This is a genomic window from Mesorhizobium sp. PAMC28654 (assembly GCF_020616515.1).
Classification (GTDB): Bacteria; Pseudomonadota; Alphaproteobacteria; order Rhizobiales; family Rhizobiaceae; genus Mesorhizobium.
In genome coordinates this window covers 367,480-385,402 of the sequence record NZ_CP085135.1, presented here as the reverse complement: position 1 = coordinate 385,402, position 17,923 = coordinate 367,480, and the positions used below count along the sequence as shown (strand labels likewise).

At 61.2% G+C, this 17,923-nt stretch carries 18 protein-coding genes and 1 pseudogene; 7 read left to right on the top strand and 12 right to left on the bottom strand.

The annotated features are described in order from the left end of the window. Window positions 1–57: 57 nt before the first annotated feature. The 3 genes and pseudogenes from LGH82_RS01855 to LGH82_RS01845 form a co-directional block, all read left to right on the top strand. A pseudogene (locus LGH82_RS01855) lies at window positions 58–501 on the top strand (hypothetical protein); the annotation flags it as partial. 201 nt (window positions 502–702) lie between these two features. Further along, complete coding sequence (gene rpmG / locus LGH82_RS01850) at window positions 703–870, top strand: 50S ribosomal protein L33 (protein ID WP_006201775.1); 168 nt, start codon at window positions 703–705, stop codon at window positions 868–870. A gap of 380 nt (window positions 871–1,250) precedes the next feature. Next, window positions 1,251–1,718, top strand: coding sequence for a hypothetical protein (locus LGH82_RS01845; protein WP_227347052.1), 468 nt, complete (start codon window positions 1,251–1,253; stop codon window positions 1,716–1,718). A 124-nt stretch (window positions 1,719–1,842) separates the two neighbouring features. Here the strand turns inward: LGH82_RS01845 and LGH82_RS01840 are convergent, their stop codons facing one another. From LGH82_RS01840 to LGH82_RS01805, 8 genes are all read right to left on the bottom strand, one after another. Beyond that, window positions 1,843–2,910 carry an ABC transporter ATP-binding protein gene (locus LGH82_RS01840; protein ID WP_227347051.1) on the bottom strand — a complete coding sequence of 356 codons (1,068 nt, stop codon included), beginning with the start codon at window positions 2,908–2,910 and terminating at the stop codon, window positions 1,843–1,845. 3 nt (window positions 2,911–2,913) lie between these two features. Then, on the bottom strand, window positions 2,914–3,762 hold the full coding sequence (locus LGH82_RS01835; RefSeq protein WP_227347050.1) for a carbohydrate ABC transporter permease: 849 nt from the start codon (window positions 3,760–3,762) through the stop codon (window positions 2,914–2,916). Then, on the bottom strand, window positions 3,762–4,688 hold the full coding sequence (locus tag LGH82_RS01830; protein ID WP_227347049.1) for a carbohydrate ABC transporter permease: 927 nt from the start codon (window positions 4,686–4,688) through the stop codon (window positions 3,762–3,764). Before LGH82_RS01830 ends, LGH82_RS01835 begins: the two co-directional genes overlap by 1 nt. 262 nt (window positions 4,689–4,950) lie before the next feature. Further along, window positions 4,951–6,228 carry an ABC transporter substrate-binding protein gene (locus tag LGH82_RS01825; protein WP_227347048.1) on the bottom strand — a complete coding sequence of 426 codons (1,278 nt, stop codon included), beginning with the start codon at window positions 6,226–6,228 and terminating at the stop codon, window positions 4,951–4,953. A gap of 33 nt (window positions 6,229–6,261) precedes the next feature. Further along, entirely contained in the window at window positions 6,262–7,449 is a 1,188-nt protein-coding gene (locus LGH82_RS01820) for a PLP-dependent transferase (protein ID WP_227347047.1), read from the bottom strand. Continuing rightward, entirely contained in the window at window positions 7,446–8,180 is a 735-nt protein-coding gene (locus LGH82_RS01815; protein ID WP_227347046.1) for a FadR/GntR family transcriptional regulator, read from the bottom strand. The genes LGH82_RS01820 and LGH82_RS01815 overlap by 4 nt, the downstream gene beginning before the upstream one ends. Before the next feature lie 504 nt (window positions 8,181–8,684). After that, complete coding sequence (locus tag LGH82_RS01810; RefSeq protein ID WP_227347045.1) at window positions 8,685–10,058, bottom strand: PleD family two-component system response regulator; 1,374 nt, start codon at window positions 10,056–10,058, stop codon at window positions 8,685–8,687. 33 nt (window positions 10,059–10,091) lie between these two features. Continuing rightward, window positions 10,092–10,448 carry a response regulator gene (locus tag LGH82_RS01805; RefSeq protein ID WP_319799907.1) on the bottom strand — a complete coding sequence of 119 codons (357 nt, stop codon included), beginning with the start codon at window positions 10,446–10,448 and terminating at the stop codon, window positions 10,092–10,094. A 249-nt stretch (window positions 10,449–10,697) separates the two neighbouring features. Between LGH82_RS01805 and LGH82_RS01800 the strand changes: the two genes are divergently transcribed. Together LGH82_RS01800 and LGH82_RS01795 are read left to right on the top strand one after the other, a co-directional pair. Continuing rightward, window positions 10,698–10,997 carry a DUF3572 domain-containing protein gene (locus LGH82_RS01800; RefSeq protein ID WP_227347044.1) on the top strand — a complete coding sequence of 100 codons (300 nt, stop codon included), beginning with the start codon at window positions 10,698–10,700 and terminating at the stop codon, window positions 10,995–10,997. Then, window positions 10,994–11,647, top strand: a complete 654-nt coding sequence (locus tag LGH82_RS01795) for a hypothetical protein (RefSeq protein ID WP_227347043.1) — start codon at window positions 10,994–10,996, stop codon at window positions 11,645–11,647. Before LGH82_RS01800 ends, LGH82_RS01795 begins: the two co-directional genes overlap by 4 nt. Before the next feature lie 93 nt (window positions 11,648–11,740). Here LGH82_RS01795 and LGH82_RS01790 read toward each other — a convergent pair whose 3' ends face one another. Together LGH82_RS01790 and LGH82_RS01785 are read right to left on the bottom strand one after the other, a co-directional pair. Beyond that, complete coding sequence (locus LGH82_RS01790) at window positions 11,741–13,282, bottom strand: hypothetical protein (RefSeq protein ID WP_227347042.1); 1,542 nt, start codon at window positions 13,280–13,282, stop codon at window positions 11,741–11,743. A gap of 102 nt (window positions 13,283–13,384) precedes the next feature. Then, on the bottom strand, window positions 13,385–13,960 hold the full coding sequence (locus tag LGH82_RS01785) for a GNAT family N-acetyltransferase (RefSeq protein WP_227347041.1): 576 nt from the start codon (window positions 13,958–13,960) through the stop codon (window positions 13,385–13,387). Window positions 13,961–14,025: 65 nt separating this feature from the next. Here LGH82_RS01785 and LGH82_RS01780 point away from each other — a divergent pair, with 65 nt between their 5' ends. Beyond that, window positions 14,026–15,354 carry a DNA polymerase IV gene (locus tag LGH82_RS01780; protein WP_227347040.1) on the top strand — a complete coding sequence of 443 codons (1,329 nt, stop codon included), beginning with the start codon at window positions 14,026–14,028 and terminating at the stop codon, window positions 15,352–15,354. 6 nt (window positions 15,355–15,360) lie between these two features. Here LGH82_RS01780 and LGH82_RS01775 read toward each other — a convergent pair whose 3' ends face one another. Next, a complete protein-coding gene (locus tag LGH82_RS01775) occupies window positions 15,361–15,867 on the bottom strand; it encodes a hypothetical protein (RefSeq protein ID WP_227349452.1) in 507 nt (168 codons plus the stop codon). Window positions 15,868–16,057: 190 nt separating this feature from the next. On the opposite strand from LGH82_RS01775, the gene LGH82_RS01770 reads away from it, so the two are divergent. Then, window positions 16,058–16,939: a DMT family transporter gene (locus LGH82_RS01770; RefSeq protein WP_227347039.1), complete on the top strand. Its 882-nt coding sequence runs from the start codon at window positions 16,058–16,060 to the stop codon at window positions 16,937–16,939. Between the two features lie 141 nt (window positions 16,940–17,080). Here the strand turns inward: LGH82_RS01770 and LGH82_RS01765 are convergent, their stop codons facing one another. Beyond that, window positions 17,081–17,884 carry a potassium channel family protein gene (locus LGH82_RS01765; RefSeq protein ID WP_413771417.1) on the bottom strand — a complete coding sequence of 268 codons (804 nt, stop codon included), beginning with the start codon at window positions 17,882–17,884 and terminating at the stop codon, window positions 17,081–17,083. Between the last annotated feature and the right edge of the window lie 39 nt (window positions 17,885–17,923).

The window sequence follows — 17,923 nt, the reverse complement described above, 5'->3', positions numbered from 1 at the left end:
GTCAGGAGCCCCCGGTTATAAGGAGACCTCAAAACACCTGAGTTGAGGGATACTCCGATGATCGACAGCGGCTTTGAAACCACTTCGTTGCGCATGACACTGCTCCTGCTTGTGACCTTTCAGGCGCCCACCGCCGATGTCGACCGCATCATGGAAGCGGTGGTCGCGATCACCCCGCTGCGCATGGGCAAGTATGATCGCAATGCCTATCAGTCGGCTGACGGCATCGAGCGCTACAGGCCGCTTGAGGGCGCTGCCGCCGGCCCGGAGACCGAATTGCGCAGACGCCCTGGCACGGTCGAGATTTCATTCGAATTGCCTGATGACCAGGCACTGGCCGCCCGTGTCGTCGAAACGATCTTCCAGGCGCATAGCTATCAGGAACCGGTGATCCGCATCCAGCCGATCCTCGCCAGCCGCTCCAAGGGATTGGACGATCGCGCCAATCCGAATCGCTGGTGGAACACCACCGGCGACTGGAAAAAGGCTGCCGCGCCGGCCAAGATAGAGGCAAACCGGGAGATATTTCCGGCCGCCGACACCTCGATAAACATCGCGATGGCGCCCGCCGCCGACCAGTTACAGGACCATCGGGCTTGACTTTCCGGGTACGTTCTTTATGTGTCGCGCCAAGTTTCCCGCGTCCGGGTGTTTCCCCGTGCTCCAGCGGCAAAAACTCCACGAACACAACGGACGAACATCATGGCCAAAGCCGCAAACATCAAGATCAAGCTTCTGTCGACCGCTGACACCGGTTTCTTCTACGTGACCAGCAAGAACAGCCGCACCAAGACCGACAAGCTGTCGTTCCGCAAGTACGACCCGGTCGCCAAGAAGCACGTCGAATTCAAGGAAACCAAGATCAAGTAATCTGGTTTTCCCATGCATGCCAAAACGCCGCCATCGGGCGGCGTTTTTCGTTTGCAGGCTGTTGAATTCACTGTCTTTTTTATTCTTCACCACATCGGTTACCCGATAGCCCTTCCCCGGCTATGAAATTTCTAGCCACATTGTAGCCACGGCGACTGGAATCAGAACGCCCCGCCGCCGGCCACCGCCAGTACCCAAGGCGCCGGCAAGGCCGGCCATAGCCTGAAAAGGCCGCGCTTGCGGTTCATGTGTGCGCCTTCCCAAATCCGCCTTGCGACAGCTGCTGGATTCAAATTTGGCGCGGCGCTTGTGGAGGGGAACGGTTGTTGCGTTTGCCAACGCCGAAGATATTGTCGGTCGAGAAATGGGGGGGCAACGACATGAGAATACTGGCCGCGCTTTGTTTGTGCGCAGCATCAGCTACCGTCGCCCACGGCGAAACCCTTGGCTACGGCTCCCGCGCCGGCATGGAGGTCACGGTGGTGAGCAAGTCAAATTTAGGCACGTCGCACGCCATCATAAATGTCAAACACACGAAGGCGAACGCTGTTGCCTACTGCCGCGATTATGTCGGCAAAGTCACGCCCAGATGCGTGTCGGATGAATTGAAGGTGCCCCTCGCCGTATCAATCTCGGCTAACTGCAAAACTGGGAAGTTCAGCACGTTGAATAGCGAAGGGTTTACGTTTTCCGGCCCCAACCCGAACCACGACCCCAACGATTCGGCGTCACAACCTGAATATCTCCTCCTGAACTCAAATGGCGAATCCATCGGCGGAAGTTCGGCGGACGGCTACGACGTGGCTTTGGAGCAATTCAAGGCGCTCTGCCCTAGAAGCGTCAAATAGACATTCTCCTGGCCACTCGAGCATGGATGGCGCCCCGCTGTCTTGAAGGTGCACCTTGGCGCAATCTCACCTATCCTTGCGCGGTACCTTGAAACCCTCGCACCGCAACTGATCGGTTCCGCCCCTACCCGATGCGATCGCCGCTCTTGGGATCGAACAGGTGGAGCGCCGCTGGATCAGCCGATAGCCGCACCATGTCGCCTGGTCTGACACCGCTGCGCCCCATGGCGAAGACGCAGACCTGCTGATTGGCAAGCTTGACGTAGAACTGCGTCGACAGGCCGAGCGGCTCCACCACTTGGACCTCGGCCTTGATGGCTCCATCGTCGGCCAGTTGGATATGCTCCGGCCGCAACCCGATGGTGAGCGCATCGCCGTCCTTCAGCGGCAATCCATCGGGCAGCGCGAGTGCCTGGCCGTCGGCCAGCACCGCGCTCGTCTTGCCGTCCTTGCGCACCGTCGCCGGCAGGAAATTCATGCCGGGCGAACCGATGAAGCCGGCCACGAAAATGTTGACCGGCCGGTCGTAGAGCTCCAGCGGAGCGCCGACCTGCTGCACGAAGCCATCATGCATGACGACGATGCGGTCGGCCATGGTCATCGCTTCGATCTGGTCGTGGGTGACGTAGACAGAGGTGGTCTTCAACTGCTGATGCAATGCCTTGATCTCGGCGCGCATATGGACCCGCAGCTTGGCATCGAGGTTGGACAGCGGCTCATCGAACAGGAAAACCTTCGGATCGCGCACGATGGCGCGGCCCATGGCGACGCGCTGGCGCTGGCCGCCGGAAAGCTGGCGCGGCAAGCGCTGCAGGAAAGTATCGAGACCCAGCCGGCTGGCCGCGCTGCCGACGCGCTTGTCGATCGTTGCCTTCTCCGCCTTCTTCAGGAGCAGGCTGAAGCCCATGTTCGACGATACGTCCATGTGCGGATAGAGCGCGTAGGATTGGAACACCATGGCGATGTCGCGGTCCTTCGGCGCAACGTCGTTGACCAGCTGTTCACCGATGCGAATCTCGCCGCCCGAAACCTCCTCCAGACCGGCGATCATGCGCAGCAGGGTCGACTTCCCGCAGCCGGACGGACCGACCAGCACGACGAACTCGCCGTCGGCGATTTCGAGGTCGACACCGTGAAGGATCCGTACCGAACCGTAATTTTTCGCGACTTGTTGCAGCGTAACGGAAGCCATCGATTATCCTTTGACCGCGCCGGCGGTGAGGCCGGTCACGAGATAGCGTTGCAGGAAGGCGAAGAAGATGCAGACCGGGATCAGCGCGAGGATGGACGCAGCCATCATCTGTCCCCAGTCGACGGCGAACTTGCCGATATAGGTGAGCAGGCCAACCGCGAAAGTCTTCTTGTCGTCGCTGGAGATCAGCATCAGCGCGAACAGAAGCTCGCTCCACGCCGCCGTGAAGACGAAGCCGAGCGTCGCGCCCATACCGGGCAGCGTCAGTGGCACGATCACCTTGCGCATCGCCTGGGCGCGCGTGCAGCCGTCGATCATCGCCGCCTCTTCCAGGTCCTTTGGGATGCCGTCGAAGAAGGACTGCATCAGAAAGGTCGCGAAGGCGGTGTTGAAGGCGGTGTAGATGATGATCAGCCCGATCAGGCTGTTGGTGAGGCCAAGCTCGCCCATGACCCGGTAGATCGGCGGAATGACCATCACCAGCGGGAAGGTCTGGGTCAAAAGCAGCATGATGGCGAGTATCGCCTTGCCACGGAAGGTGAAGCGCGACATGGCATAGCCGGCGAGCGTGGCAATGACGGTCACCAGGGCCGCCGTCGCCACCGAGACGATGACGCTGTTCAGGAAATAGCGCGGGAAATCAGAGGCTTCCAGCACGGTGTAGAAATTCTGGAACGTCGTCTGCGAGGGCCATAAGGTGATGCCCTCGGAATAGAGCAACCGCTCCGGCGTGACCGATATCTTCAACGTCCAGAAGATCGGGAACAGCGCGAAGATCATATAGGCCGCAATGGCGCCATAGAGGCCGACGCCACTGAGAATGCGCGAAGAGGTGGTGCGTCCGGCGATCATCAGACATGCCTCACGATTGAGCGTCGAATGCCGATCAGCGCCACGGCATAGACGATGAGCAAGACGAGCAGCAGCAACGCCACCGCCGAGGCATAGCCCTTGTCCAGCGACTTGAAGGCGCTGACGTAGATGTAGACCGGCACGGTGCTGGTCGACCCTGCGGGCCCTCCTGACGTCATCACGAAGATCAGGTCGGCGAAGGTGGCGATCCAGATGGTGCGCAGCATGACGGTGATGACGATGGTCGGCGCCAGGAATGGCAGCGTCACCTTGCTGAAGCGCTGCCATGGCGAGGCGCCATCGATCGCCGCGGCCTCATGCAGCTCCGATGGGATCGACTTCAGCGCAGCCAGCAGCGTGATGGCGAAGAACGGAATGCCGAACCAGATGTTGGCGATGATCGGCCCCCACATGGCAGTGGCCGGATCGGACAGGATGCTGGTGGACGGATCAGCCCTGAGCCCCAGTGCGAAAAGCCAGTGAGGCAGCGGCCCGATGATCGGGTTGAACAGCCAAGCCCATGTCAGACCCGACAGGAAGGACGGCACCGCCCACGGCAGGAAAACCACGGCCTGGACGAACTTACGCCCGATGAACGGTTTGTCGAGCAGCAACGCCAGGCCAAGGCCAAGGAAGAACTGGAAGAAAAGACTGGCGACCGTCCACCACAGCGTGTTGACAAGCGCCTGCCCCAACGCCGCATCGGACAGCATGGCGTGGTACTGCCCAAGCCCGACGTATTCCGATTTGAAGGCGGAGAATTTGCGAAACGAATAGCTGATGCCGATGATGAGCGGCACCACCAGCACGATGATCAGAAGCACGATCGCCGGGCTGAGATAAAGCCAGGGCTCGACCGCCGCATAGGACAGCCGCTTGCGGCGCGGGGCGCCGGCGGATCGTATTTCGGGGACGGCATAGGTCATTGATAGCTCTGCGTTGAGAGGTGAATGCCGCGTAGGCGACAGCGCCCTTGTCCCCGTTCTACGGGGGTGAGGCGTGGTCCGCGTAGCGGATGAAAAGCCAATTGCCTGGCTTTTCGAACAACGAACGCCCGGAGCGGCCGTGACCGGCCAGATGCCGGCAGGCGGATAAGAGGCAGCGCGAACCTTGGGGTGTTGGCGCCGCCCCTCATCCGGCCCTTTCGGGCCACCTTCTCCCCGTGAACGGGGAGAAGGAAGAGGCGCCCTACTTCTTGTTCTTCGCCATCCAGTCCTGCTGCTCCTTGGTCAGGAACGCAGCCCATTCGTCGGCCACGTCCTTGGCCGTCTTCTGGCCAAGCAGAACTTCCTGGAAGTTCTTGATCGCGACCTGGTCGACAAAATTGCCGAGATTTTCCAGATGGGTCGGCGGCGTCACCATTTCGTATTTGCTGGTGTCGCTCAGTTCCTCGAACCAGCCCTTGAACTGCTCGGTCTTGAAATGAGCGTCCTGATCAGCGCCGTTGTGGATCGGAATGACACCGACTTCCTTGGCCCAGTCAAGATTGTCCTTGGGCGACAAAAGCGTCGCCATCAGCTTCCAGGCGTCATCCTTGTGCTGCGAGTTGGCGAACATCGCCCAGCCGCCATAGCCCAGCGTCGGGAACGACTTGCCCGTTGGCCCAACCGGCATCGGCGCCACGGCGAAATCATCAGCGCTCATCTTGTCGGCAATGCCGAGCAACGCATCCGGATCCTGGTTGATCATGGCACAGGTGCCCGAATAGAAACCGGTGACGGTTTCGTTGAAGCCCCAACTGACGGCATCCTTCGGCGCCAGACCGTCCTTGTACATGTCGGCCAGCATCTGGAGGCCCTTCACCGAACCCGGATCGTTGATGGTCGACGTGCCGTCGGCGTTGAAGTAACCGCCCTTCCCGTCCGCGATGTTCATGAACATGTGCATTCCGTTGAAGCCACCCGGGCCGCCGCGCAGGCAGTAGCCATATTTGCCGGGCAGTGCCGAAATCTTCTTGGCGTCCGCGATGAATTCGTCGAGCGTCGCGGGCGGACCGTCGAGACCTGCCTGCTTGAACAGCTTCTTGTTCCAGAACAGCGCGTTCACGTAGTAGCCGTAGGGGATCATGTACTGCGTGTTGTTGACGGTGGAACCGAACTCCTTGGCTCGGTCGCCCAGCGTCTTGGCGTCAGGCCATTTGGCCATGTACGGGCCGAGATCCTCGAGCTGGCCGTTGTTGGCGTAGAGACCCATCCAGCGCTCCGGCATCTCGACCACGTCAGGGGTATCGCCGGCCTGCACCATGGTGAGGAATTTCTCGAACGCCTGGCCCCAGGGCAGCGAGACCAGATCAACCTTGACGCCCGGGTTTGCCGCCTCGAACTCGGCGATCTGTTTCTTCAGGAATTCCGTGCGCGGCGGGCTGGTGATCACCTCGACCATCTTGAGGGTCGTATCCGCCATCGCGCTTCCGGCGGAAATCGCCAGTCCCGCGGCGGCTGCAAGCATCACGCTCAGTCGTTTCATCTTGAACACTCCCATTTTAGTTTGCTGCTCCAACTATTTTTTTGCTTTTTCGAAGGCCTGGGCCACATCCGCCCAGAGGTCCTCGACATTTTCCAATCCGACATTGAAGCGGATGGTTCGGGGGCTGACGCCGAAGCGCGCCATCGAATTCACGCCGGGCGTCTGCTCAAGCGACGCCTTGGCAGGCACGACCAGGCTCTCATGCCCACCCCAGCTGACGCCAATGCGGAAATATTTCAGCGCGTCGACGAAGACGGGGATGTCGATATCCTCGGTCACCTCGAACGAGAACAGGCCCGCATAGCCAGCCAGCGTGGCCTTGCCTGGATGGTTCGAATAGACGGGGTGGTTGACCCGCTCCACATTGCCATGCGCCTTCAGCCGTTCAGCGATGGTCAGGCCGCTCTTCATATGGTGCGGCAAGCGCAGCGGCAGCGTGCGCAGCCCGCGCAGCAGCAGCCAGGCCTCGAAGGGAGACAGCTTGCCGCCGAGAAAGGAATAGGTCTGCTCGTTGATATGCTTGATATGGGCCGATGAACCCGCCACGACGCCGGCGACCGTATCGCTGTGGCCGCCGAGATATTTCGAGGCCGAGTGAAGGACCAGGTCCACGCCGTGCAGGATGGGTTTCTGGAAAACCGGCGTCGCCCAGGAATTGTCGATCGTGGTGATGATGCCCTGTTCCTTCGCCAACCGGGTCAGGTGCGGCAGATCCTGCAACTCGAACATCATCGAGGTCGGGCTTTCGAGATAAAGCAGCTTCGCACCGGGCAGTGCCGCCGCGACCGCATCCGGGTCGGAGCCATCGACATAGTCGACCTTGATGTTCATCCGCGGCAGCAATCGCTCGAAAAGTCGGTAGGCATCGCCGTAGCAATTGCGCACCGCGACAATGCGCTCACCCGCCCCGACGAACGCGAGCACGGTGGCGCTGATGGCCGCCATGCCGCTGGAAAAGCCACGCGCGGCTTCAGCACCTTCCAGCGCCGCCACGCGGCTCTCGAACTCCATCACCGTCGGGTTGTCGCCGCGCGAATAGATCGGCTGGCGCCGCTTGCCGGCGAATGTATCGGCCATCTCGGCGTAGTTGCCAAAGGTGAACAGCGAAGTCTGGTAGATCGGCGGCACCACCGCGCCACCGGGAAATGGCTCGTCGTGAGCCAGAAGCGTTGCCGCCTCGGCGAGATAGTCCTTGTCGAAACCGGTTGGATGCTCGTTCATTTCAGGTCCAGGAGTTTGAGTTTGGCGGCGCCGCGCTTGAGGTCGTTCTCGACAGTGGCGATCAGCTTCAGTGCCTCGGCGCGTGCGCCAGCTGGGTCACCGGTGGCGATGCATTCGTAGATGGTGCGATGGTAGGGAAAGCTGGCGTGGCCAAAATCGCGCACGCCGAGCGGGTGCTCCCAGAAGCGGTGAAACAATTCGTGCATGGCGGAGATGATCTGCTCGAACAGCGGGTTGCCCGAAACCCGGTAGATCGCCTGGTGGAACTCCCAGTCCTCATTCGACGACATGCCGTCACGCATGAGAAAAGCCTGTTCCATGGCGTCCAGCTTGCGGGCAATCTCCGCGATGTCCTCCTGGCTTGCGCGTTCGGCGCAAAGTGCTGCCGCTTCCGCCTCCAGCGCGCGGCGGATTTCCAGGGTCTGCATCAGGCTGGTGAAATCACTGCCGCCCGCCAGCGTCAGCGGCATATGCAGCATATCGGCCGATACAGCCGCCTTGAGATAGGTGCCGCTGCCTTGCCGCCGCTCGACCAGACCCAACCCCTCCCAACGCGTCAGCGCCTCGCGCACGGTGTTTCGGCTGACCTTCAGCCGCTCGGCAAGAATGCGTTCGGTCGGAAGTTTTTCACCGGGCTGCAAGGCCTCGGCGCCGACAAAGCCCACCAATGCCTTCAGCACGGCGTCGTCGCGCGCCGTCGTCTGTATGGGTGGCAGGCTGTTCTGGTCCACAAATCCTCCAAGTGGTCCAATGGTCCAACCAATTTCTGCACAGAAGAAAGCTCCTGTCAACCGAATGTCAGGAGCGATAACTGCTTTCGCCGGAAATCGTGAGCCGAGAGCTGAGCGGCAGGCATGACGGACGATCGCCGCGACGCGACGGCGAGCTTCGAGAGACGCCCCGTCAACCGCCAGCCTTTTCAAAGGCCTGGCATGGAATCCTGATGTGTTTTGGAAAAAGGGGGCCGGTCGGCGTTTGGCAGCGGTACGAGGAGGCCACTATGTGCCAGCGCCGGCCGGCCGACCCCACGGACCCAGGAGATGCGGCGGACCTGAGACATGGGGTATTCTAGGGATTGACCGGCAATCTATCCTCGCGCCGGCCATCTTTGTCTACCAGCACACTCGCCCAAGAACTGATGAAAATCAACAGTTTCTTAACCACGGCTCGCGAATCGCTTGGATTAAGGTAAATTCGTAACCCTGTCGGCTTCGCTGGATAATCGGGCGATTGCCCTATGCTGCCTTGGCGACGACGCGGTTGCGGCCGCCGCTCTTGGCTTCGTAGAGCGCAAGGTCGGCGCGCTTCATCAGCGCCGCGACAGTGTCCACGCCCTTCAGCACGGATGAGACGCCGACACTGACGGTGACTTCGATCGTCTTGCCGTCGTGACCGACCGCGAATGGAAGCTGTGCGATCTCCGCGCGGATACGCTCGGCGACCTTTTCGGCCACTGTGCCATCCGTATCCGGCATCACCACGACGAACTCCTCGCCGCCAAAACGACAGGCCAGATCGATGCCGCGCACATTCTTGCGCAGCCGCCGCGCGAATTCACGCAGCACCTCGTCACCGCCATCATGGCCATGCGTGTCGTTGATGCTCTTGAATCGATCGAGATCGGTGATCATCACCGACAGCGGCCGCCGCCGCGCCACGGCGCGCTCGAACAGGGTATGCAGATGGCTGTCCAGATAGCGGCGATTGTGCAGCCCGGTCAGGCCGTCGGTGACCGCCATCTCGATCGTCTGGGTGACGCTGGCGCGCAAATGGTCGTTGTAGCGCTTGCGGCGCACCTGCGTGCGCAGACGCGCCGTCAATTCATGCTGGTCGATCGGCCGCATCAGGTAATCGTTGATACCGAGTTCGAGACCGCGGATGATGCGCGCCTCATCGCCCTGCTCCGCCAGCAGGATGATCGGCAGGAAGCGCGTGCGATCCAGCGATCGCAATTGCGAGCAGAGCCTGAGCGGATCGAAATCGGTGAAGGCCGTCGAGATCAGCACGCATTCATAGGGAAGCTCCGCAGCCTGGAAGAAGCCGGCATGCGGGTCCATGGCAAGGTCGACATCGGCGCTGCCGCGCAGCATTTTCTGGATACGATCGAAGGAGGACTTGCGCTCATCGATCAGAAGCACTTTCGGCGTCGTGTCCTCGGAGGCGAAACTGCGGCTCAACAATTCCTCGATGCCGATGTTGCGCGTGGTCGAGGCGCGCAGCCGCAACTCGTCGGTCAGCGACTTCAGCCGCACCAGGCTCTTGACGCGCGTCATCAGTTGCAGATCGTTGACCGGCTTGGTCAGGAAATCATCGGCGCCGGCTTCAAGGCCGCGTACCCGGTCCGAAACCTGATCCAGAGCCGTGATCATGACGACAGGAATGTGTGAGGTCGCGGGATCGCTCTTCAGCCGCCGGCAGACCTCGAACCCATCCATGCCCGGCATCATCACGTCGAGCAGCACGACGTCGACCTTGCCGTTCTCGCAGGTCTCGATCGCATCCGGCCCGTTGGTGGCCGTCAGGACCTCGAAATACTCGGCAAGCAACCGGACCTCGAGCAGCCTTACATTGGCAGGGATGTCGTCGACGACGAGGATCCGCGCGGTCATTTCACAAGGCTCCGGCTCGGCTGGAAGGGCACATCATGCATCGCCCAGATAGGATTTGATGGTTTCGATGAAACGCGGCACCGAGATCGGCTTGGAAATATACGCCTCGCAACCGCCCTGGCGAATACGTTCTTCATCGCCCTTCATGGCGAACGCCGTGACGGCAATGACCGGGATGGAATGAAGGTCATCATCCTCCTTCAGCCATTTGGTCACTTCCAGGCCTGAAACTTCGGGCAACTGGATGTCCATCAAGATGAGATCCGGCCGGTGCTGTCGCGCCAGATCCAGGGCTTCCAGGCCGTTGCGCGTGCGCACGGTCTCGTAGCCGCTCGCTTCGATGAGGTCTCGAAAGAGCTTCATATTGAGCTCATTGTCCTCGACGATCATGACCTTCTTAGGCATTTACTTCCCGTCCCGGCCGACCTTCCGCTTGAAGGCTGCCGTCATGCGTTCCCGTCGGAGCGCACCAAACCCTGCCTCACTTTACGGCAATATGATTGACGAAACGGAAATCCGCCGCGGGAAAAGCTGCCCGGATTCCACCTCGACGCCGCTTGGAAGGAGTTGGTGGCTTGCCGCAAGCGACGCTTGCCATTACTGCGGAAACAGACTCATCCCGCACACCTGAAGGTAGTGATGGCAAACGTAGCGTCAATGCGCGAAGAAGCGGAAACCATTGCCGTGAAGGCACTGGCCTTCGTCGCCTCGGACCCGGAGTTGTTGTCGCGCTTCCTGGCGATCACCGGCATCGAGGCGCATTCCATCCGTCTGGCGGCCGGCGAACCGGGATTCCTGGCCGGCGTCCTGCAATTCATTCTCGCCCACGAGCCGACGCTCCTGCGCTTCGCGGAGGAAACGGGCACCCCGCCCGCGTCCGTCGGCAAGGCTCTGCGGGCGCTTCCCCTTGGCGACGACAACCATGAGCATTCGATATGAGCGATGATCCAGAAACCGCACGACAGATCGCCGAACTGGCGGACGACGACCGACCCTTGCTGATACTCGACGTCGACGATGTCGTGCTCGAATTCATCCGCCCCTTCCCGAATTTCCTCAAGGCTCGCGGCTTCGGTCTGACACTGGCTTCGTTCCGTCTGACCGGCAACATTGCCGAGCAGGGAACCGGCAGATTGGTCGAGCAGGCGGAAGTGACGGCGCTTCTGGACGACTTCTTCCACACGCAAGCCGAATGGCAAAGCATCACCGACGGCGCGGCCGAGGCGCTTTCGGCTCTCGGCGACCAGGCCGAGATCGTCATGCTGACGGCCATGCCGCACAAGCATCGCGCTGTTCGCCGCGCCCATCTCGATGCGCTCGGGCTGAATTACCCGCTTTTGACCACGGAAATGGCCAAGGGGCCGGCGGTGGCCAAGTTGCGCGGCGACAAGGGACGCCCCATTGCCTTCGTCGACGATCAGCCGCCGAATCTGGTGTCGGCGCGCCATTCGGTCGCCGACGCGCATCTTTTCCATCTGATGGCCGACAATTCGCTGCGCGAATTCCTGCCGCCGATACCCGACGACATTATCGTCGTGCAGGACTGGCCCGAGGCGGCGCCGAAGATCGCGGCAGCGCTTGGGCTATAGAGCTCTGGCACCCGCATATACGCAGAAAATCAAATAGATAGCGGCTCGCGAATGCGAACCGCTCTATCTGCCAGCGGTCGAATTTCGTCGCGTTTACTTGCTTTCCTGTGAAGGCTGTCCCATCTGGGCGCCGGAATCGCCGCCATCATCGTCGCTGCTGTCGTCGGTTGCGCCGCTGTCATCCTGGACTGGATCGGCAGGCTTCACCATGACGCCGTTGACCGTCACCGAGCCGTCCGCCTTGGTGTTGACGACCCATTCGAGGTGACCATCGGGGAGCGTCTTGGCAAAACCTTTGACGACGAGCGCGACAGGTACGTATTGCGCGACATCCGGATCGGACTTTGCCGCCTCCTGCAGGCTTTCGACGATCTTGTCGTAGCCGCCAACATCAACCTTGAGATTGGCCTCGGGTTTCTCATCGGGGAAGGTCATCTCGCCTTCCACTGCGACTTCCATATTGGCGTTCTTCACCGTGCTGTGTCCGATGACGACCTTCGGCGTCCTGGCCAGGAAGTCGGCGGTCAGTGAGTTGCCAAATTCAGCCGACAGCGGCGGATTCTGATTGAGATCGAAGGCATCGATCGCCTTCTTTGCCATACTGTCGAGATCAATGTTGGCGCCGCCGAAATTGAGGTCGATATCGGTCGGCAGCAGCGCGACGCTCCAGCCTGGCAGAACCTGCGTCGGAATGGTCAAACCTGACGCCTTGATCGCATAATTGACCGTTCCGCTCTGCGCGATCCCGTCCATTCCGAATGCGGTGCTGAGCTGCGCCGCGCCGAAATTGCCGACTGGGCTCGCCACGGCCAGATCCTTGAAACCGTAGCTTCCGTCGACCCGCTCCCACAAAGGCAAAGCGGCGCGCAAAAGCGTCTTGAGCTGCGCCTGGTTGGCCTTGAGCGTGGCCTCGTCTTCGTTGGCCACCGCAAATGCCAGCAGGTCGAGCAACGGCTTTGTCCGCACGCCCTTGCCGGCCGCCTCCAACGACACTTCCGGCGACTTGATGGTGACCGGGAATTTCAACCCACTTTCCGGATCGTCGAAATTGACCGCTTCGACGAAGCTCGACACCTTTTGCGATGTGGTGAAATCGACGCCGCCATTCGCTGACTTGGTCCCGGCGATGGTCGCGGTGCCGGCGCCGGCACTGACATCGATGTGCTGCTTGTCATCCTTCGACGTCATCGTCATGCCGGCCATCGAACTGGCGCCGCTGGTGAACGCCGCCAGATTGGGATCGTAAACGCCAGAACCCTTGCCGTCCTTGATCGAGAACTGCGTGCTTTGCAGCCCCTGGGGCCCTTTGAACTCAAAGGACGCGCTTTGCGAAAAATCCATCGAAACATCCCAGGATCCATCGCTGCGCGGTTTGACCAGCAAGGCATAGGGGGCAAAGTCGAATTTCAGGAGCTTCTGGTCCGGAAACATCGCGGCAAGTGCCTTCAAGTCGAAAGCGATCTTGTAGGCATCGCCTTCCACGGAGACCTTCAGCACGCCCTTGTCGACCGCCTGCTTGCCGACATAGCGAGACAGATTCTCGGAAAGATGCGTCGCACCCTGGCTGTCGACTGTCTGTCCGAAAGCAGGCGCGCTCAGCGCAAGAAGGAAAGCAAATGGCAGGACACGGTTCACGCAAATTCTCCGTTTGGCCTCAGATGGCGAAAACATTTCGCTGTTCTGGTAGGAAAATACCATCACAGCCGCAAGACGGGCATCGACAATCGGGCGTTTGCCTCAAAGAATCAACCGCATCAGCGGTCGGCCGGCCTTGCGTTCAAGAAGCCGTTCGAAGCCGGCTTTCTCGAAAACTCGCGACGAACCGACGAAAAGTCCGATCGAACGCGAATCCCTTGACAGATCGATCGGGCAGGCCTCGACCAGCCGCGCGCCACTCTGCCGGGCGAACGCGATGCCACCTTCCACCAGACGGTGGGTCACGCCCCTGCCCCGCGCCTTGGCGCGAATGAAAAAGCAGGAAATCGCCCAGACGCCCGGATCCGCCGCATCCGCAGGGCCGACCGGTGCCGACCCCCTGCCTCGATTGTTCCATTCGGGCACGTCGGCGCGTGGGCCGATCTGCATCCAGCCGACAGCCTGGCTGTCCTCGAATGCCAGCAGGCCCGGCGGCGGACCGGCTTCGATGCGCGCCTTGATATGGTCCTTGTTGCTTTCGCGATCGCTCGCCCGGCGCGCCGCCGGCGCCAACCGGAAATGCGTGCACCAGCAGCCGTAGCAGGCGCCTTGCTTGCCAAAAAGGTCCTCGAATTCGGCCCAAAGCTCGGGCACCAGCGGCGCGACGGTCGTGCTCATACGTTCTCCCCAGGCCAGCCTTGTCGCTGGCCTTGCACTGTCGTACCATTGCTTCCGTTCTCTTTATGTTCGCAGCGATGGCCGCCCCTGTCAACAATCCCGATCACGGTTTTTGCCGCGACTGCCTGACTTTTCAGCGCGGCGAGACACGTCGGTGCGAGCGGTGCGGCAGCCCTCGCCTCGCCCGCCATCCCGAGCTTTACCGGCTGTATCTTGCCCATATCGACTGCGACGCTTTCTACGCGGCCATAGAAAAACGCGACAATCCGGCGCTGAAGGACCGCCCGCTGATCATCGGCGGCGGCAAGCGCGGCGTTGTCTCCACCGCCTGCTACATAGCGCGCATCCAGGGCGTCCGCTCGGCAATGCCGATGTTCAAGGCCCTCGAAGCCTGCCCGGAAGCCGTTGTCATTCCGCCGAACATGGAAAAATACGTACGCGTCGGCCGCGAGGTGCGCGCCATGATGCAGGCGCTGACGCCTCTGGTCGAGCCGCTCTCCATCGACGAAGCGTTCCTGGACCTCGCCGGCACCGAACGGTTGCACGGCCTGCCGCCGGCGGTGGTGCTGGCCCGGTTCGCGCTTGCCGTCGAGAAGGAGATCGGAATCACGGTTTCGGCCGGGCTCTCCTACTGCAAGTTCCTCGCCAAGATAGCGTCGGACTTCCGCAAGCCGCGCGGCTTTTCGGTGATCGGCGAGGCGGAAGCGGTCGGCTTCCTGGCCGAGCAGCCGGTGGCGATGATCTGGGGCGTCGGCAAGGCATTCAACGCGACGCTCGAACGCGACGGCATCCGCACCATCGGCCAGTTGCAAAAGATGGATCGCGGCGACCTGATGCGCCGCTACGGCACGATGGGCGACCGGCTCTACCACCTTTCGCGCGGTGAGGACGTCCGCCGCGTCGACCCTGACCAGGATGCCAAGAGCGTATCGGCCGAAACCACCTTCGACACCGACATCGCTTCGCTGGAAGAGTTGGTCGCGGTGCTGAGGGGCCTTTCGGAAAAGGTTTCGGCACGACTGAAGAAATCGCGCATTGCCGGGCGCACCGTGGTGCTGAAGCTGAAGACCCAGGATTTCAAGCTCCGCACGCGCAATCGCCAGCTCGGCGATCCGACTCGCCTTGCCGATCGCATTTTCCAGACTGGGGTGGAGCTCCTTCGCAAGGAAGCGGATGGAACAAAATACCGGCTCCTTGGCATCGGTGTCAGCGAACTCTCTGACGACGACAAGGCCGACCCGCCCGATCTCGTCGACTTCCAGGCGCGCAAGCGTGCCATGGCCGAAGGCGCCATCGATGCGCTGCGCGACAAATTCGGCCGCAAGGCGGTGGAAACCGGCTACACGTTTGGCAAGGGCCGCGGCGCGCATCCGCCGGAGCCAATCGAAGATTAGGCCGAATCAAGTCCGTCGCAGATCAATCCGGCTTGTCACAACGTTCTTGCCGGTCTTGGGATCACGGTCGACAACGGTCAGGAGAATACCGTTCTCGCCCTTCTTCTCGACCGTCAGCTGGGCCTTGCGGTCACCGTTGACCACCTTGGCCCAGGTGATGATGAGATTGATTGCATTGCCCGAGCGGCTGCCGCTCAGTTGCGCTGGTCCGGTACGCGATCCGACATAGACGCCCGTGTACTTCACCCCGGCGGTTTTCAAGTTCGCGCTGATCGCGCGCGTAACCAGAACCAGACCGCGGCAACTGCCATTCAGCGACAGTGAGGTCGCGGTCGCGTTCGACTTGAACGTACAGGACACATTCACGTTCGGCACTTCGGTAGTGACCTGCACAGTGCCTTTGCCAGCGAAATTGCCCCGGAAAGACTGGAGAAACTTGCTCTCGTCGGCATGCGCCACGCCCGCCGCCAGCAACGAACAGCCGGCAAGTGCAAATCGCGCAAGTGATTTCATTGAAAGTCTCCTCGCAAATATGGCATCTTCGGCGAAATCCTGGCTGTTCTCGAGCACCAACGCCTGCTGCAACAGCAGGTTCCACCGGCATCGTGGCCGTTTTTTTGCAATCGCGGTGTTTTGCGACTGGCCCAGTCGAATGCGTCATCTCATGGTTGCGGTGACGGCCCCGGCTTGCGACATAGCTCAGATGTCAGCCACACCTTCAATCCCCAAGGCAGCCTTCTGGATGGCGCTTTCGGTCACCTCGTTCCTGGGGATGTCGATAGCCGGTCGCGCCACCACGGCGGAGCTCAATGTGTTCCAGGTGCTGGAACTGCGTTCGGTGATCGGCTTCTTCATTCTGCTGCCGCTGGTGTTGGCGAGCGGCGGCTTCGCGGCGATGCGCACCGAACGCCCTCTCGCGCATATTGCTCGCAACGTCGTTCATTATACCGGCCAGGCAGCCTGGCTTTATGCGCTGACGCTGATTCCATTGGCGGTGCTGATCTCCATCGAGTTCACCACGCCGATCTGGACGGCGATCCTGGCGGTAACGTTTCTCGGCGAAAGGCTGAGCCGGGCAAAGCTCGCCGCTGTCGTGCTTGGGCTGATCGGCGTGGTCGTCATCGTACGCCCCGGTGTGGGTTCGGCCGATCTCGGGCACGTCGTTGTCTTGGGCGCGGCCGTCTGCTTCGGCATATCCCTGGTGCTGGTCAAGTCGCTGACCCGAACCGACAGCGTGGTGCGCATCATCTTCTGGATGCTGATCATCCAGTCGGTGGTTGGCCTTGCTCCGGCACTCTACGAATGGCGTAACCCGCCGCTTTATCTCTGGCCGTGGATCCTGCTGATTGCCTTCACCGGCATGTCGTCGCATTTCTGCATGGCTAGGGCGCTCACCTACGCCGACGCCACCGTCATTTCGCCGATGGACTTCCTGCGCGTACCGCTGTCGGCACTGGTTGGCTGGTTGCTCTATAGCGAGCAGATCGACGTTTTCACCGCTGGCGGCGCGCTGCTGATCCTGATGGGCAACCTGCTCAATCTGCAGCGCAAACCGATAAGGCCGGCCGAAGTGGCGGCGTCGTAGCGCGCCATTGAGATTCAGGTCAGGCCGAGTCGAGAATGGTGGTTTCCGAGAACCGGAACGGAGCGTACATTTCGGTACGTAAGTACCGGAAGCGCAGGAAGCTGCCGTTCGCAGGCCGGCATCACCTGAATATCAATGCACCTAGTTGCCGTCGTCGGGTATGTTGAGAACACGGCCGCAGGCCTTGCAATGCACGGCATCCGGTTCATGCCGCTGCAACCCGCATTGCGGACAGGGAAAGAACACCTTGGCCGGCCGGAAGATCGCCTGCGCGAGCCTGACGAACAGCGATATGCCGATGATCATGGTGACGATGGCCGTCAGCTTGCCGGCGATGCCTGGCAGCACGATGTCGCCGAAACCTGTCGTCGTCACCGTGGCGACGGTGAAATAAAGCGCGTCGACGTAGTTCTCCAGGCCAGCGCCGTTGCGGAAGAAGAACGTGTAGACGAAACCGGTGATGACGAACAGGAAGGTCACCAGATTGATGACCGCCTGGCTCGCTTCGCGCCAGGGTCTCAGGCCGCGCATTTCGAAATGCCGCCAAAGCGAACCGCTGCGCGACAGTGACCACAGCCGCAGGATGCGCAGAAAAGCGAGATTGGCCAGCGCCGTAGGCATCAGCAATGTCAGCAGGATGAAGATATCGACCCATGAGGTCGGCTGCTTCATCTGGCGCAGCATGTCGTTTGAGGCGAGCAGCCGGGCAGCTATGTCCGCGGCGACGAGTGCCGCTACTCCATAGTCGAGCCACAGGAACGAGGCCGACTGTTGCAGGACCGGTGCGGCGATGAAGAAGGCGATAATGGCCAGATCGATGACGATTGCCGCCACCTGAAACCGGAAGGCGGCGGGCGTGCGCCCATGATAGAGCTTGCGCAGCCTGCCGCGCAGTCGCGTCAATGCCACAGCGCCCTGCAATCCGCCCCCGACCCCGTTGTTCATGTTGAATGCGATAGCGTCCGCGTCGACTTCCGTCCAGCC